The organism is Leptospira langatensis (assembly GCF_004770615.1).
Classification (GTDB): domain Bacteria; phylum Spirochaetota; class Leptospiria; order Leptospirales; family Leptospiraceae; genus Leptospira_B; species Leptospira_B langatensis.
The window spans coordinates 392,305-407,548 of record NZ_RQER01000006.1 but is presented as its reverse complement, the minus strand read 5'-3'; the positions used below and the strand labels follow the sequence as shown (position 1 = coordinate 407,548).

15 protein-coding genes are annotated in these 15,244 nt (G+C 45.4%); 9 read left to right on the top strand and 6 right to left on the bottom strand.

Annotated elements, in window-relative coordinates; translation table 11 throughout:
- Nucleotides 1-2: 2 nt before the first annotated feature.
- The 4 genes from EHO57_RS11195 to EHO57_RS11180 all read right to left on the bottom strand — a co-directional run bounded on the left by EHO57_RS11195 (nucleotide 3) and on the right by EHO57_RS11180 (nucleotide 3,778).
- Entirely contained in the window at nucleotides 3-515 is a 513-nt protein-coding gene (locus tag EHO57_RS11195; RefSeq protein ID WP_135644725.1) for a TlpA family protein disulfide reductase, read from the bottom strand.
- 115 nt (nucleotides 516-630) lie between these two features.
- Nucleotides 631-1,065, bottom strand: a complete 435-nt coding sequence (locus EHO57_RS11190; RefSeq protein WP_135644727.1) for a hypothetical protein — start codon at nucleotides 1,063-1,065, stop codon at nucleotides 631-633.
- Nucleotides 1,066-1,183: 118 nt separating this feature from the next.
- On the bottom strand, nucleotides 1,184-2,449 hold the full coding sequence (locus tag EHO57_RS11185; protein ID WP_135644729.1) for an acetyl-CoA acetyltransferase: 1,266 nt from the start codon (nucleotides 2,447-2,449) through the stop codon (nucleotides 1,184-1,186).
- An 18-nt stretch (nucleotides 2,450-2,467) separates the two neighbouring features.
- Nucleotides 2,468-3,778: a 3-hydroxyacyl-CoA dehydrogenase family protein gene (locus EHO57_RS11180; RefSeq protein ID WP_135644731.1), complete on the bottom strand. Its 1,311-nt coding sequence runs from the start codon at nucleotides 3,776-3,778 to the stop codon at nucleotides 2,468-2,470.
- Nucleotides 3,779-4,184: 406 nt separating this feature from the next.
- Here EHO57_RS11180 and amt point away from each other — a divergent pair, with 406 nt between their 5' ends.
- From amt to EHO57_RS11165, 3 genes are all read left to right on the top strand, one after another.
- The gene (gene amt / locus EHO57_RS11175; RefSeq protein ID WP_135644733.1) at nucleotides 4,185-6,284 is read left to right on the top strand and encodes an ammonium transporter; all 2,100 of its coding nucleotides are present in this window, start codon (nucleotides 4,185-4,187) and stop codon (nucleotides 6,282-6,284) included.
- 149 nt (nucleotides 6,285-6,433) lie between these two features.
- Nucleotides 6,434-6,709, top strand: a complete 276-nt coding sequence (locus EHO57_RS11170) for a hypothetical protein (protein WP_135644735.1) — start codon at nucleotides 6,434-6,436, stop codon at nucleotides 6,707-6,709.
- Between the two features lie 2 nt (nucleotides 6,710-6,711).
- Nucleotides 6,712-7,878 (top strand): RlpA-like double-psi beta-barrel domain-containing protein, encoded by a 1,167-nt coding sequence (locus EHO57_RS11165; protein WP_135644737.1) that lies wholly within the window; start codon nucleotides 6,712-6,714, stop codon nucleotides 7,876-7,878.
- Here the strand turns inward: EHO57_RS11165 and cyoE are convergent.
- Nucleotides 7,875-8,744: a heme o synthase gene (cyoE, locus tag EHO57_RS11160; protein WP_135644739.1), complete on the bottom strand. Its 870-nt coding sequence runs from the start codon at nucleotides 8,742-8,744 to the stop codon at nucleotides 7,875-7,877. The genes EHO57_RS11165 and cyoE overlap by 4 nt on opposite strands.
- Before the next feature lies 1 nt (nucleotide 8,745).
- A complete protein-coding gene (locus EHO57_RS11155; RefSeq protein WP_135644741.1) occupies nucleotides 8,746-9,684 on the bottom strand; it encodes a COX15/CtaA family protein in 939 nt (312 codons plus the stop codon).
- A gap of 258 nt (nucleotides 9,685-9,942) precedes the next feature.
- Between EHO57_RS11155 and EHO57_RS18800 the strand changes: the two genes are divergently transcribed.
- The 6 genes from EHO57_RS18800 (at nucleotide 9,943) to EHO57_RS11130 (ending at nucleotide 15,238) form a co-directional block, all read left to right on the top strand.
- The gene (locus EHO57_RS18800) at nucleotides 9,943-10,104 is read left to right on the top strand and encodes a hypothetical protein (RefSeq protein ID WP_167882267.1); all 162 of its coding nucleotides are present in this window, start codon (nucleotides 9,943-9,945) and stop codon (nucleotides 10,102-10,104) included.
- A 41-nt stretch (nucleotides 10,105-10,145) separates the two neighbouring features.
- The gene (locus tag EHO57_RS11150) at nucleotides 10,146-10,973 is read left to right on the top strand and encodes an SCO family protein (RefSeq protein WP_425460784.1); all 828 of its coding nucleotides are present in this window, start codon (nucleotides 10,146-10,148) and stop codon (nucleotides 10,971-10,973) included.
- Between the two features lie 25 nt (nucleotides 10,974-10,998).
- The gene (coxB, locus tag EHO57_RS11145; RefSeq protein WP_210410024.1) at nucleotides 10,999-12,024 is read left to right on the top strand and encodes a cytochrome c oxidase subunit II; all 1,026 of its coding nucleotides are present in this window, start codon (nucleotides 10,999-11,001) and stop codon (nucleotides 12,022-12,024) included.
- 11 nt (nucleotides 12,025-12,035) lie between these two features.
- The gene (ctaD, locus tag EHO57_RS11140) at nucleotides 12,036-13,619 is read left to right on the top strand and encodes a cytochrome c oxidase subunit I (RefSeq protein WP_135644745.1); all 1,584 of its coding nucleotides are present in this window, start codon (nucleotides 12,036-12,038) and stop codon (nucleotides 13,617-13,619) included.
- Complete coding sequence (locus EHO57_RS11135; protein WP_135644747.1) at nucleotides 13,606-14,385, top strand: cytochrome c oxidase subunit 3 family protein; 780 nt, start codon at nucleotides 13,606-13,608, stop codon at nucleotides 14,383-14,385. The genes ctaD and EHO57_RS11135 overlap by 14 nt, the downstream gene beginning before the upstream one ends.
- A 181-nt stretch (nucleotides 14,386-14,566) precedes the next feature.
- Nucleotides 14,567-15,238 carry a hypothetical protein gene (locus tag EHO57_RS11130; protein WP_135644749.1) on the top strand — a complete coding sequence of 224 codons (672 nt, stop codon included), beginning with the start codon at nucleotides 14,567-14,569 and terminating at the stop codon, nucleotides 15,236-15,238.
- Nucleotides 15,239-15,244: the final 6 nt, after the last annotated feature.

Sequence of the window (15,244 nt, the reverse complement as noted above, 5' to 3'; positions counted from 1 at the left end):
ACTTATTTCCTATTCTCTAACACTGAGATCATTTTGGACCAATTCGCTTCCGTATAACCGAATTCTTTGAATAGGATTTCCTTTTTTCGAAGCACAAATGTAGTGGGGGTTCCCGGAAAGTCGAGGATCCTCATACTCGTCTGAAAGCTATCGAAGTAAACCGAGGTAGGCTTCTGCACGCCCAGGCTCTTGGCAAATTCGGAAGCGGAGATGGCATCATCTCCTAAAAACACGATCCATAAATGTAATCTGTTCTTTGGATTGGATAGATTCCATTTTTTAGAATATTGTAATAGATTCGGGACTTCTTCCTTGCAAGGAGGACAGTTGGAGCTTGTGAAATTGATAATGACCAAGTCCCCTTCTTTCAAATTTTCCAACTCTTGGTACAAGGTTTTTCTCTCCATGTCCAGAGTATAGAGAGGGATGTTCGGGATAAGCTTTAGATCCTTATCCTCTGCGAATACGTTTACGCTTAGAACAATGCAGATCAGGATTTGCGCAAAAGTTTTCATACAGAAAGAAGAATGGATCGATCTTCTTATGATTAGGACCCGAAAGGAATGCGATTTCCTCCCGATATTCCGGATTTTAGAATGAAAGCTACCTGGATGGGAGGAAAAGCGTCGCTTATTCTTCTTCCGAAGAGAAGGAGAAGATAAAGGCTCCGATCAAGGTTAGCACGGACTGGTAAAATACCCAGAGCCAAAGAAGTTTGATCGGAAAGGCTCCCGTAAATTGGGAGATCGCGAGGGCAGGGGCTGCGTAAGCCGCGATTGAAAAAGAGAGTCCTGCGACTAATCCTCCCAAAAGTCCGTAGGGAAGAGAAGGCCTCGCAAGAGTCACCAAGAGTCCTAAAAAGAAAACTTGGATCAAGTCCGCTACGATCGGTCCTACCCAGACGATCTGAGAGATAGGAATGAAGAAGTTTTTCAAGTTCGGATCGTAGTAGAAAACGGAAAATAAAAGAGTTCTTAATGTTACGGAGGCTACTTCCCAAACTCCTAGGGCTACGAAAAATCTGAGTAAGAATTGATTCCAATCTTTTGTGGTGCGTAAACCCATTCGTCGATCCTATACTTTAGTTTGTTAAACCGCGTATTGTAGGAGTTCCTACAAGCCTTTGATAAAATAAAAAAGCCCGGGGTTACCGGGCTTTTCCATCCTTTTTTTAAGAAAGAACTTATTTTCCTACTACGAACACGTAGTTGGTGGTTGCTGATCCTCCGATATTGAGCATCAGTCCGTTTTTAGCTCCTTCTACTTGGTAGTCACCTGCGGTTCCGGTAACTTGTTTGTAGATGTCTAACATCATTCTCACACCGGAAGCTCCCACAGGATGTCCTGCACCGATGAGCCCGCCGGAAGGATTGATCGGTTTCTTACCGTTAAAGTCGATCACACCGTCTTCGATCGCTTCGTGCTCTTTGCCTGGCTGAGTGATCCCGAAAGCGGAGATCGCTGCGTATTCGGAAGAGGTAAAGCAGTCGTGAGTTTCGAACACGTCGATATCCTTGGTGTTCAAACCGGAACGATCATATGCATCTTTTACGGTTTGGCGAGTCCAAGGAAGAACCCATTTGTCCCCTTTGGATTCGGCAACCTTCGCATCGAAAGTAATAGGAGCCACTCTGTGTCCCCAACCTTTGATCTTAGGATAAGCGGAAAGTTTGGTTCCCTTCTTCTTAGCAAACTCTTCTGCGTAATTCTTATTAGCGAGAACTACAAGAGCTGCACCGTCGGTTACCTGAGAACAGTCGGTGATCGCAAGACGTCCGCCTACTGCCATGTTGAATTCACCGCCGCGAGCGTTTGCATGTTCTTTGTTCATGAACCAAGAACGAGTTTGGGCTTTCGGGTTACGTTTTGCGTTAGCGTAATTGATCCTGGAAATTTCAGCAAGAGCTCCCATATAACGCTTCTCATCCAGCTTGTAACGCTCTAATAGAACGTCCGCGAGTTTTCCGAAAAGTTTAGGGAATGGGAATTGGACTCCCTTCGCTTCTTTTTCGTAATAAGCTGCGGTTCCTAAGAAGTCGCCACCTACGGAAGAAGAAACAGTCTTCATGATCTCCATACCTACTACGATAGCAACATCATAGTCTTTGGAGCGAAGTTTGGTTTGAGCAGCGTCCAGAGCAACTGAACCGGATGCGCAAGCAGCTTCGTAACGAGCTCCAGGAACTCCATAGAAGCAAGGATCTACTTCGGTTAAGAATGCGCCCATATGTCCTTGGACTGCATATTGCTCTGCGTCGAAGTTCCCTACGAACACTCCGATGCGATTTTGCTTGTTCAGCTTTTTGATTTCGTCAGGAGTAAGACCGACTTTTTCCAATCCATCTTGTACGGCTTCGCGGAATAAGGACATGAAGGTTTTTCCTTCTTTGGTCCAGTTGCGCTGAAAGTCTGTTTGTTCTCCACCGAGTACATAAACTGCGTCTTTCATTGATTCTTTCCTCCCCTATTATCCTTTAAAAAGAGAACGAGCGTCCAGGATATCTTTCAATTGATAGAAAGGCTTTCCTGCTTTCGCCTTTGCCAATATTTCCGGTACCGGAAGTTTAGCCTTAGTGATTAGACTGATTGCTTCTTTCGGTCCGCCTAAGAAGTCTACGAATGCGGATGCTGGAGCCCAATTAAATCCTGTTCCCATTGCAAGGTCAGTCATTTCCTTTGTCTCCACAACTTCTCCTACGAGAGAAAGAGAGTAGCTTACATAGCGAGCAATGAAGTAACGAGCGATATCCGCTTCGAGTCCTTTCGCTTCTTTCACTATGTTCATAGCGCCGATATAATCTGCTTCGCCGATTCTGCGGTTTGCTTCTTTGATGAAAGGAATATCGAATTTAGGGACCGGCACATAAAGATCGCCTTTGATATCGTAATAAAGCTTCTCTTTCTTTCCGTCAGGAGTCTTGGTCATCTTGTAGAGACCTTGTCCGGATTTTCTTCCTAAGTCACCTTTATCGATCAACTTCTGGAAATAACCTGGGAGTTTGAAAGTAGAATGCGCCGCGTCTTTAGTCATCTCATAGAGGTTGTCTACGATCGCTTTATGCACATCCAGACCCACGAAGTCAGCAGTGTCCAGAGGAGCCATCGCTCTTCCCGTATAACCGCTCATGATCGCATCGATCAATGCGATACCGCCCTTGTCGGAATATTCTTCCGCTTTGATAGCAGCCTCGTTGATAAGCTGGAATCCGATCCTGTTCCCTGCGAATGCAGGAGTATCGTTCGTATAAACGACTGCGCGTCCAAGGGTCTTAGCGAGATATTCTCCTAATTTCTTGGTAACTTTTTTATCGTTCCCTGCATGAGTCACTAATTCGCAGAGGATCATCTTGTACGGAGGGTTGAAGAAGTGAGTTCCGTAATAATGTTTCTTTCCGTCCTCGTCAAAAGCGTCCGCCAAACGAGCGATAGAAAGTCCGGAAGATACCGTAGAAACGATCGTACCGGGTTTACGAGCCTTAGCGATTCTCTTATTGATAGGCTCTTTTACTTCATAGCTTTCGGCAACGAGTTCGAAAACCCAATCTGATTCGGAAACGGCTTTTTCCAAATCTTGGTCATAAGAACCGGGAATTAATCTAGGACGGATTGTGTCCGTTTTGATGGATGAAATGGCCTTTTCGATCCCTTCTTTTGCTTTATTTACGTCCCGAGCAAGCATGTGGACTTTTGCCTTACCAAAGGCTGCCACAATAGCTGCGGATCCGGCGCCCATAGTCCCATTAGCGCCGAGGACGGTTACGGTTTTAATTTCCCTCATGAACATACCAACATTTATAGGTTTTTTAGAGTTAATCCCTGTTTAAAACAGGACTTTGGGAGGGAAAGGCTTTTTTCACAACCGAAATGCCTGCTTTAGCCGTTTTCTATAAGACTTTGTAGAACGGACGTTACGTTCGAAAAAAAACAGTGTTTCCTAAAAAATCGCATTTTCTCTCGAATCGGATTCGATTCCGGGACTTCACGGAGGGGTCGTCACCATCTACAGGGAAAGGACCTACTCGAGTGAGGGAGGGGTATACCGGCCATTTATCATCCTTCTTTATTAAATTATAATAAGGTTTCCCGCTTGCGTCTTCTTCGATCGGGATAAAATTCTTCCGATAATTTAGATTAATAAGCGAAGTTCTAATAGAACGAGATCTTTTTCGGAGGGATTCGCTTTTATGAATATAGAGAAGAGCTTAATAGACATTCTCTGGGTTTTAGTTTGTTCCGGTCTAGTCTTGATCATGCAGGGGGGATTCCTTGTCCTAGAGTCGGGGCTGACCCGTGCCAAGAACTCCATCAATGTGGCCATCAAGAACGTGGCCGATTTTGGAGTAGCAACTCTTCTCTTTTACACATTCGGTTTCGGTCTTATGTTTGGAGCGACTTGGAACGGGATCATAGGGACTTCCTTATTCGCTCCCGTCTTTCCGGAAGGAAAGGCCTGGCCTCCTACATTCTTCTTATTCCAACTAGTGTTCTGTGGAACGTCTGCCACCATAGTTTCAGGTGCAGTTGCAGAAAGATTAAAATTCCATTCTTATCTGATCGCAACGGCTTTGATCTCAGGTGTTATCTATCCGATCGCAGGACATTGGTGTTGGGGCGGAAGTTTAACGGGAGAAGAACACGGATGGCTCGCGTCCAAAGGTTTTCATGATTTCGCTGGTTCCACTCTAGTGCATAGCGTGGGAGGTTGGGTTTCGCTCGCACTTCTTCTTGTAGTGGGACCTCGTATCGGAAGATTTCCGGAAGAAGGAGGAGCCAAGGCAGTCACCGGAAGTAATTTACCTATGGCAATGCTAGGCGGGATCCTTCTTTGGTTCGGATGGATGGGCTTCAACGGAGGAAGTACATTAGGATTTAATGAAAAAGTTCCCGGCATTATTTTAAATACGATCATCTCTTCCGGATTTTCCCTGATGGTTGCTATGCTATCCGCTTGGTTGATCAAAGGATTTCCGGAAGCGACTGCTCCTCTGAACGGCTCACTTGCTGGACTCGTAGCGATCACTGCAGGAGCGGACTGTTTTACTCCGATCCAGGCCGCGATTATTGGAAGCATTGCGGGTGCAATGGTACTTCCCGCCGAAAAACTCTTAGAAAGATTTAAGATAGACGATGCAGTCGGAGCCATCCCAGTTCACTTGATTGGAGGGATATGGGGAACGATCGCAGTAGGACTCTTCGGGAATCTGAAATTGATCGATCCGAATATCGAGAGATCCTCTCTACTCGTGATCCAGATCATCGGGATCGTTTCCGTAGGAGGATTCGCATTCGGTTTGTCCTGGTGTATCTTTAAATTTCTGAATACGTTCTCTTCTCTCCGGGTCGATGGGGACGAAGAGAGAATGGGACTGAATATCTCGGAGCATAAGGCAACTACCGAGCTGATCGATCTCTTTCTCGCGATGGATTACCAAAGAAAAACAGGAGATTTGGCTGTGGATGTTCCCGTGGAACCTTTTACCGAAGTCGGTCAGATCGCAGAACGTTACAATTTGGTTCTAGATACGGTGAGAACCACTCTCGCAGAGAATGAAAAGGCAAGGGTAGAGATCGCTAACGCATACGAAAAAGTCCAGATAGAGCAGGACAAAGCGGAGAAGCTTCTTCTGAATATCCTGCCAGGAAGTATAGCCGAGGAATTGAAGTCCAATGTGGGTCTGATTGCGGACAGCTATCCGAATGTATCCATCCTTTTTGCTGATATTGTTGGATTTACCAAGATCTCCGCTTCTATGAAGCCTGAGTCTGTGGTTCGTATCCTAAACGAAGTTTTCTCTCATTTCGACGTATTGGCCGAGAAATATAGACTAGAGAAGATCAAGACCATCGGAGATGCGTATATGGCTGTGGGAGGGCTTCCTGTACCCAATCAAATGCATCCTCTGTTAGTCGCTCATATGGCTTGGGATATGAAAGAGATACTTTCCAGGTTCCGATTGAAGAGAATGGGCACTAAACTTCGCATGAGGATCGGGATCAATACCGGTCCAGTGGTCGCTGGAGTGATCGGAACTAAGAAATTCATCTACGATATCTGGGGCGATGCGGTCAATCTAGCGAGCAGAATGGAATCTCATGGAGTCGCAGGTGAAATTCAGGTAACGGAATCGACTGCAGATCTAATTCGATCCGATTTTGCTTTAACTGAAAGGGGAGAAATCAAAGTAAAAGGCAAAGGTTTAGTGAAAACCTTCTTGATCAGTCATCGACTTCGCTCTCCGGAAGAGAGCTTAGGTGATCTAGGATACTCCTTCAGTGCAAGTTAACGATCTCATTAAAGTATGATGGATCGTTTTAACTTGTTTAATGAAAGAAAATGAAAAAAGATTTTACTCTTTTTGCTCCAAGTCTTACGAGTGGAAATTTACTCTAGAAATAACGGAAAGATTTCCCCCAGATACAAGGAGTATCTACCATGGTAGCTAAGAAGAAAGCAAAGAAGAAAGCCGCACCTAAGAAAAAGGCGGCCAAAAAGAAAGTAGCTAAGAAAAAGCTAGTCAAAGCCCCAAAAAAGAAAGCAGCCAAGAAAAAAGTCGCTCCTAAGAAGAAAGCAGCGGCTAAGAAGAAGCCTGCTTCTAAACCGGTGGCTCGTCCTGCAGCTCCAGTTGCAACCCCCGAGCCTACGCCTGCACCAAGCCTGTTTCCTTCCGGAGGATTCGGCGGTTCAAGCGACGGAGAAAGCAACGATTAAGATTGCTTTTTTCTCGGAAAAAACTGGTCCCGCTCCCTTTGGGGGGCGGGATGTTGCTCTCCTCCCTTCTTCTATTCTTCCCCAATATCCTATTTAGCCAAAGTCCCCCTATATACGCAAAGGTGCTATGCGTAGGCGCTACAGAAGGCTGTGAGTGCAGGATCTCGGAAAATCAGACGATCCGTATCTTTCACGGAGAGGCGGTCGTTCTGGAGGAATTTGCGCAAAACGCGGATACTTGGAAGATCAGGAATTCTTCCAAGAAAAGTTGTGCGTATCCACGCAAACAATTGAAGCCTCTTGCTTATCAAAGTGGGTTTCGTCCCATGCAGACGAGTCGGGATCATTCTCCTAAGTCATTGTATCATTTACTCCAACAAGAAGATGTGGATGCATTGGGGAATGTGGAAACACAGAGTCTTGGCGCCTATTATCCGACCTACTATCATCTCGCCTTAGAAGAGGCCTTTCCTGGCACCGAGATCCCCGCGTATTCTACTTCGGGAAAAGAAATAGGAAGAGCCTCTGCGACATTTCTAGAACAGGTTCGCTGGGAAGGAAGTGGGATCGCAAAAGATGGGAAGAAATACCATTTCGCAGGAGAAGGAAAATACGAACTCTACGATCTGGAATGGGGTTGGGGCGCTGGCTATAATTATCAGGTCTATCCCTATCGGACTCTTGCGATCAGTTTTAAGGACCTATGCGAGAAGTTGCGATCCAAGATCTCTTCCTGCAGTAAATCTAAGGTGATCGGAGCACTTGCCTATATTCCTAAGATCAAAGAGAAACGGATCCGAATGCCGGATGGCAAACATCATGACGGATACTTTTGCCTGAACGATACTGGATCGCCTCTGTATATCCGAGACGATAGAATGGACATCTTCGTAGGAATTCACGGAGGAGGAAGTCCTTACCAACCTTCCGAACTTTCCAGGAATATATTCTTGGACGCTGGGATTAATCCCTTGTATCCGTCTGATTGGCGCCTCTACACTTCTGAAAAAGAAAGATTCTGGTGTCCTAAAGACAAACTTCCTCGCAATCCTCATTCTCCGATCGAAGGAGAATGCAAATTAGATTACCATGCGATCGCACCGGAGAAAGGAATGGAGATGAGGATATTCTTCAGAAAAGACGGAAGTCTGATCCGTTGCAAACCTTAGGAAGAGATCGCGTGATCCACTAGGATCAGTATATTGATCAAAAACAAGTGAAGAATGCTAAAGAAGAAGAATCCTCTCGCGAACTTAGGCTCAGGATTTCTCAAAAGCTTTATCGAAAGATAAATGATGGATATGCTCAGGATAACCGAGGCCGCCATATACAAAACACCCATAGAAGGCTCGGCCCAATAGAATGCAAATACTGAGCCTACATAGAGTACAGTGTAGAACAGAATAGAACGTCCCGTTTCCTTGACCCCTTTTACTACAGGAAGCATTGGGAAGTTTGCATCGCTGTAATCCTCTTTTAAGAAAATGGCAAGCGCCCAGAAGTGAGCCGGGGTCCATAAGAAAATCATTAAGAACAGGATCCAAGCAGGTAAGGGAAGATTATTACTGACTGCTGCATATCCGATCAAAGGACCCACGCAACCGGCCACACCGCCTATTACGATATTCTGATGTGTTCTAGGCTTTAATAGGATCGTATAGAGAAAGACATAGGCAAGCAACGCCGCGAACGCGCAGATCGCAGTCAGAAGATTTGCAAAATAATACAGTACCCAAAATGCGAGTCCCGTCATTAGGAACCCTACGATGATCGCAGTGGTTATGCTGATCCTTCCTGCTGGGATCGGACGGTTTGCAGTGCGTTTCATCTTTGCATCCCTGTCCTTCTCCAATGCTTGGTTGAAGATAAAGGACGCAGAAGACATTAAGAATGTACCTAGCAAGGTCGTGAAAACAAGAAGTAGGCTAGGGGATTCAGTGGATCCAAGATACATTCCAGGAATTGCGGTTGCAAGGACGAGAGAACTCACTCTCGGCTTGATCATCTGGTTCCAATCGGAAAGGAAATCTTTCATATTAAGCTACCTTTTCCTTGGGCAGTTCGGATGCCCTTTGCAACCAGATCGCATACACGGATAAGAATAGAAGGACCGCTACTCCGGTATGGGCCGCAGTGATCAGCTTAGGGAGCTTCATATAAACGTTTACGACCCCTAATCCGATCTGAATTAAAAGTAGAACGATTGCCATCCGTACATATTTCTTGGTTTTTGGGGAGAACTCTCGTAATATTCCATAAAGGTTTATTATTAAAAGATAAAATGCCACCAAGTATGCACCGAATCTGTGCTGGACTTGGATCTGCATTTTAGGTTCGGGAACGGAAGGGATCCATTCTCCGTTGCAAGTCGGGAATTCCAAACAAGCGAGGCCTGCGTAATTGGAACTTACCCTTCCTCCCAAAATGATCTGGAAGAAAATTAAGAGTACTCCGATCAGAAGAGGGATCTGTTCTTTCATTAGAAGGGAGTTACCGGAAACGAATTCATTCGTTTGAGTTTCATTCCTGAGATGGATGGATTTCAAGGTCGCGGTAAAAATGCAGAGCAAGAACAGGATCGCATTGAGCAAATGAAGATTCACTGTGGCAGGATCCAATGACCAGAGAACAGTAAGTCCTCCCAAGGTAGCTTGAGAGAGGATCAAAAGGATCCCTACAATGAAATAAGGAAGAAAAGGTTTTCTTAATTCTTTAACGCTGGCAGTCCAAACAGTTCCGCCGATCAAGATGAAACCCAAGAACATGGAATAGAATCTGTGACCTACTTCCATGAAGATCTTGAAATCGAAATCAGGGAAAACTTTTCCGAAGCAGAAAGGCCAATCAGGACAAGCAAGACCTGAATCGGTAGCTCTCACCAATGGTCCGTATAAAAGATTTAAAAAGATAAGAACGGTATATATGAGTAGAAAGCGAGAAAACTTTCCGAAATGAGAATAATTCGATGCGGTCATTCTGTTTCGCTCGTAGATCCGAGCTTTGTTACCATACTTGAGCGGGCGGGATTTGGAGCAAGAGATTTGGTAAGTATCGATTTGAACCATAGTTTGCTCTGAGACTGATTCTCACGGATTTTATGTCGAATGCGGATCTTCAGAGATCCCTAAAAACAAAAACGCTTCCAAAAAAAGTATAGGTCTTCGAGACTGGTTGCTATCTTCGCTTCTCAACAGAGCGAATCGCTTTTTTCTTATATTTAGGAGCCTTTATCCATGAGCCAAAACAACGACCATTACAATAAGGCAGGTTTTTGGACTTTCGTGGTCGTGTTGACCGCAAACATTCTTTATTTTGTGTATCTTAGCGCATTCCACCACGGAGTGAAAGACTACAATAAAGTAGCTCCTTCTAACACTTCGGCGCCGGCAAAATAAGGAAGATCGCAAGGACTAAGAACTTGGTCTCTCGCAATTTACTGCAGCGGGTTCAAAGAGTTGCTGCGGTCCTAATATTCTTCTTACCCTTCTTCTCCCTTTTATCCTACGATTCGGAAAGAGTGCTGCCAGCTCATGCTGTTCCTCCCGAGTTGGAAGGTGTAGGCTTAGAAGAAAAGCTAGGCAATTCCATCGATCCTAATTTGAGCTTCATCGACGAAGACGGAAAGCAGGTTCGCATCGGGGATTATCTCAAAGAAGGAAAACCTCTTCTTCTTACCCTAGTATATTACAGATGTCCTACTCTATGTAATCTTTATCTAAACGAACTTTCGAACGCTCTCAAAGAACTGAGTTGGGAAGTTGGTAAAGAATTCAATTATGTTGCCGTAAGTTTCGATCCGAAAGAGAAACCGGACCTCGCAAAACAAAAGAAAGAGGTTTATGTCAAAGATTACGGCAGAGGGAACGGAAGCGGTTGGAGTTTTCTAACCGGGAACGATCCGGAGATCAAGGCACTTGCATCCAGCCTCGGTTTCACTTATAAATGGAATCCTTATAACGACCAATGGGTTCACGTATCCGTTGCGTATGTCATTACTCCCGAAGGAAAGATTTCACGCTATTTGAAAGGAATTCCGGTGGAGGAACGCACGCTGCGTTTGTCTCTTGTGGAGGCTGGAGATGGCAAAATCGGCGATTTGACCGACCGCGTTGCCCTTTTTTGCTTCCAATTTGATCCATCCAAAAATAGGTATACATTATACGCATTCAATATCATGCGAATCGGCGGTTTTCTCACCGTCCTCGTTCTTGCAGCGTTCTTATTCCTCTTTTGGAAGAAACAAAACTCGTCTAGTATAGTATAAAAAAGGAAGGAGTGATTTCGATCCGATGAATTGGTTCTCTTTTATTCCGGCTACAAGCTTTATGCCGGTTCCAGCGACTAAAGAATCGGGAGATGTGGATAATCTTTACATCTTTCTTCTTGTTTCGGGCCTTATCTCTTTTATCATTCTCATCGGGGGAATGGTAATATTCATTTTCAAGTATAGAAGGAAAACCGAGGACCAAAAAAGCGCGTATATCACGCACAACACTCTTGCAGAGTTTCTTTGGTCCTTTATTCCTTTCGTGATCATGATGGTGATCTTTGCTTGGGGATGGGATGTGTTCCATGACCTTCGCAAAGTCGGCGAGAAAGGCGATGTTGAGGTTCACGTAACCGCTCGTCAATGGGCTTGGACCTTCAAATATGCGAATGGCATCGAGATAAACAGCCCAACAGGCGACAAATTAGAGCCGAATCTTCCTGATTCTACTCTCTTAAAGCCTGAAACTGTAGTAGTGCCATTAGGCAAAACGATCCGTTTCGTTCTTACCTCCGACGACGTTCTTCATAGTTTCTATGTTCCTGCATTTCGGAACAAAATGGACGCAGTTCCTGGCAGAAGGACCACTTTCACTTTCACTCCGATCGAGAAAGGGGACTTCACCGTATTCTGTACTGAATATTGCGGAACCAAGCACTCCAACATGATGGCTACGATCCGAGTCGTTGACTCAGAGCAATTCGCAGCATGGCAAGCCGCAGAGATCGGTAAAAAAGCCGGAGCAGCGGATGCTGGCCCTGCGCAAAGAGGAGAGGCCTTGTTCAAAGGTAGCCTCGGTTGCAGCGGATGTCACTCCATCGACGGTTCCAGAATTGTTGGTCCGAGCTTCAAGGGACTTTACGGCAATAAGAGAGACTTTGCCGACGGATCTTCCGTAGTTGCCGACGATGCTTATATCAAACAATCCATCCTTGTTCCTACCGCGAAAGTCGTGGCTGGATTCCCTCCTGCAATGTCCTCCTTTCAAGGAAGGATCAAAGAGGAAGAGATCAAGGACATCATCGAATTCATTAAGACCCTTAAATAGGATTACGGACAATGGCCCACGATCAACATAATTACCTGAATCACCAAAAGGGGATTTGGTCCTGGCTTACGACTTTAGATCATAAGCGTATCGGGATCATGTACTTTGTCGCAATCATGAGCTTCTTCTTTTTAGGAGGGGTCTTTGCACTTTTGGTTCGCGCCGAATTATTCACACCGGGGAAAACCCTTTTCTCCGCAGACGTTTACAATAGAATGATGACCTACCATGGAGCCATTATGGTGTTCATGGTGATCGTTCCGGGAATTCCTGCAATTTTTGGAAACTTCGTTCTACCGATCATGATCGGAGCAAAAGACGTCGCCTTCCCAAGATTGAACCTAATGAGCTGGTACATGCTGATGATCGGAGCTGCGATCACCGGTTCCACTCTGTTCATGCAAAACGTAGATACCGGTTGGACATTCTACACTCCTTATTCTTCCATTAAAACTGGATTGGGTGTGATCCCGATGGTTCTGGGAGTATTCATCATTGGATTCTCTTCGATCCTGACCGGTCTGAACTTCATCGTTACCACTCACAAATTGCGTGCTCCTGGAATGACCATGAACAGGATCCCTCTTATGGTTTGGGCGCTCTATTCCACAGCGATCTTACAGGTTCTGGCAACTCCGGTACTTGCGATCACTCTGCTTCTTTTGATTGCGGAGAAGACTCTGGGAGTCGGTATCTTTGATCCTCAATTGGGCGGGGACCCGGTTCTGTTCCAGCACTTCTTCTGGTTCTATTCTCACCCTGCGGTTTATATCATGATCCTTCCAGCAATGGGTGTGATCTCCGAGTTGGTTGCCACCTTCTCTCGTAAGACGATCTTCGGTTACACCGCAATCGCTTACTCTTCCTTGGCAATCGCGGGAGTTTCCTTCTTGGTTTGGGGACACCATATGTTCGTGTCCGGACAATCCGAGTTCGCAGGGATCCTATTCTCTTTCATCACGATGCTTGTAGGGGTTCCTACTGCGATCAAGTTGTTCAACTGGATCGCTACCATGTATAAGGGAAGCATTCGTATGGATTCTCCGATGCTATTCGCACTCGGATTCATGTTCCTTTTCACCATCGGCGGTTTGACTGGAGTGTATCTGGCTTCTACCGGTATGGACGTTCACTTCCACGATACATACTTCGTAGTTGCGCACTTCCATTATGTGATGGTTGGAGGAACCTTGATGGCTCTTATGGGAGCCTTGATCTACTGGTTCCCTAAAGTTACCGGTAAGCTTTACAATGATACGATCGGAAGAATTTCCTGGGTCTTTATCTTCTCAGGATTTAACGTAACCTTCTTCCCACAATTCATCCTGGGAAATATGGGAATGCCTCGTAGATACTACGATTATCTTCCTACATTTACCGAGCTGAACCAAATGTCCACTTTCGGATCCTGGTTGATTGGGACCGGATTCTTGGTCGGGCTCTTTGGAGTGATCCTTGCTCTTCTAAAAGGAAAAGAAGCAGGTATGAATCCGTTCGGAGGAAAAACCCTCGAGTGGACGATTCCTTCTCCTCCTCCACATGAAAACTTTGAAAAGACCCCAGTACTGACCGGAGGGCCATATGAGTACCGCTAATCACGCGGGTGGTTTCCACCACGCTCATCACTTTGATAGCGCGGAACACCAATACGAATCTTCTAAACAAGGGATTTGGTTATTCTTAGTAACTGAGATCCTGATGTTCGGCGGATTGTTCGTAGGATATTCAATCTACCATTCACTGTATCCTCAAGTCTTCCATGCGGGAAGTAAGCAACTTTCCGTTACTCTGGGAGCCTTGAACACAGTCGTTCTTCTCTTTAGTTCCTTTACCATGGCTTTGGGAATTAACTATGTGCAAAGAGGACTCCGAAGCAAGGCGATCATCGCATTAGCAGTGACGATCGCTTGTGCTGGGATCTTCATGGTTGTGAAATACTTCGAGTACACTCACAAATTCCACGTAGGAACTGTTCCAGGCAAATATGCATACGAAGAAGAACTCAGTCCTTCCGGTGAGAAAATCACCAAAGTAGGTGCTCTTCTTGCAGAAGCTTCTAAACTTAGTGTAGAAGAGAGAGAGCATAAACTGCATTTGGACGAGACCGAATATGAACACCTGACTCTTTTGAACAATACCAAGAACTGGCCTTTGTTCTTCGGATTCTACTTCGTAATGTCCGGTATCCACGGTTTGCACGTTCTGGCCGGAGCCTTCTTGATCTTTTGGGTACTTTTGAAAGTGATCCGAAATAAAGTAGGTCCCGAATACTACACTCCTGTCGAAGGTGTGGGTCTATTCTGGCACGTAGTCGACTTGATCTGGATCTATCTTTTCCCTCTACTTTATTTGGTAGGATAAGTTCAGATAAACAGAAAGCGGGGAATATTCTTCGCTTCGTTGGAAAGCCGAAACATTCGTTTCGGCTTTTTCTTTTGATTTCGCCGGTTTCGTTCCGTTTTCGCTTAAAAAAACCGGGGCGGATCTTCTCATCTACCGATATTGAATAAGAGAGCCTATTCCTTTAGGCGCCGGTAGATGCATGCAAAACATAGATTATTCTAGAAGACTCAAACAAACCGGGAATCGAGGCCAGGCCCCTCGTTCGGGAGAGTCCTTTCCTACTGTGCAGACCATCCAGCATGTTCGGGGAACTTCTTCCCCTATTCGTTCTTTTCCAAGTTCTCGTTCCATCTTTCTGGTCTTAGTCGGGGCCATCTCCATTTTTACCGGAGGCGTTGTTGTAGGTTTGCGCTTGGATCAGAAGGAGCAGGCATTCGCTCAGAACGAAACCCAGTCTTTTTATAATGCCGGAAAATCCTCTCAGAAGGTGGAGCAGTCCGTAGAAGAGAGAGAGAATTCTTCTTCGGAAAATTCTTCCGTTTCGAACCAATCGAGCTCTTCGGAGAATGTTTCCGTATCCAATGTAAACTCTCCCGCTCCATCGAACGGTTTGAAATTCCCAGCTCGTTCCGATAAGGAAAATTATTTCCTCTCGATCCCGACCGAAGACTCGGTTGAGGCCATGGAGATTGGAAAGAAATTGCTAAGAGCAAGACCGGAGTTCCAGGGAAGATTTTTCCGCTCCAAGCAAGGGGAATTGTACGTCGGTTACTTTTATGGCAAAGAAGAAGCCATGAAAGCAATGGATTTAATTCGTCCTTTAAACGATCCGATTTTCCATCGCACTGCGGTGCATAAGCTTCAATTCTAAGATTTT

Excerpts from the sequence above, each read along its gene's own strand:
- EHO57_RS11135 (WP_135644747.1), top strand. The coding sequence starts at position 13,606 with ATGAGTACCGCTAATCACGCGGGTGGTTTCCACCACGCTCATCACTTT.
- EHO57_RS11195 (WP_135644725.1), bottom strand. The coding sequence starts at position 515 with ATGAAAACTTTTGCGCAAATCCTGATCTGCATTGTTCTAAGCGTAAAC.
- coxB (WP_210410024.1), top strand. The coding sequence starts at position 10,999 with ATGAATTGGTTCTCTTTTATTCCGGCTACAAGCTTTATGCCGGTTCCA.
- cyoE (WP_135644739.1), bottom strand. The coding sequence starts at position 8,744 with ATGAAAGATTTCCTTTCCGATTGGAACCAGATGATCAAGCCGAGAGTG.
- EHO57_RS11180 (WP_135644731.1), bottom strand. The coding sequence starts at position 3,778 with ATGAGGGAAATTAAAACCGTAACCGTCCTCGGCGCTAATGGGACTATG.
- EHO57_RS11130 (WP_135644749.1), top strand. The coding sequence starts at position 14,567 with ATGCAAAACATAGATTATTCTAGAAGACTCAAACAAACCGGGAATCGA.
- EHO57_RS18800 (WP_167882267.1), top strand. The coding sequence starts at position 9,943 with ATGAGCCAAAACAACGACCATTACAATAAGGCAGGTTTTTGGACTTTC.
- ctaD (WP_135644745.1), top strand. The coding sequence starts at position 12,036 with ATGGCCCACGATCAACATAATTACCTGAATCACCAAAAGGGGATTTGG.
- EHO57_RS11190 (WP_135644727.1), bottom strand. The coding sequence starts at position 1,065 with ATGGGTTTACGCACCACAAAAGATTGGAATCAATTCTTACTCAGATTT.
- EHO57_RS11185 (WP_135644729.1), bottom strand. The coding sequence starts at position 2,449 with ATGAAAGACGCAGTTTATGTACTCGGTGGAGAACAAACAGACTTTCAG.
- amt (WP_135644733.1), top strand. The coding sequence starts at position 4,185 with ATGAATATAGAGAAGAGCTTAATAGACATTCTCTGGGTTTTAGTTTGT.
- EHO57_RS11155 (WP_135644741.1), bottom strand. The coding sequence starts at position 9,684 with ATGACCGCATCGAATTATTCTCATTTCGGAAAGTTTTCTCGCTTTCTA.
- EHO57_RS11170 (WP_135644735.1), top strand. The coding sequence starts at position 6,434 with ATGGTAGCTAAGAAGAAAGCAAAGAAGAAAGCCGCACCTAAGAAAAAG.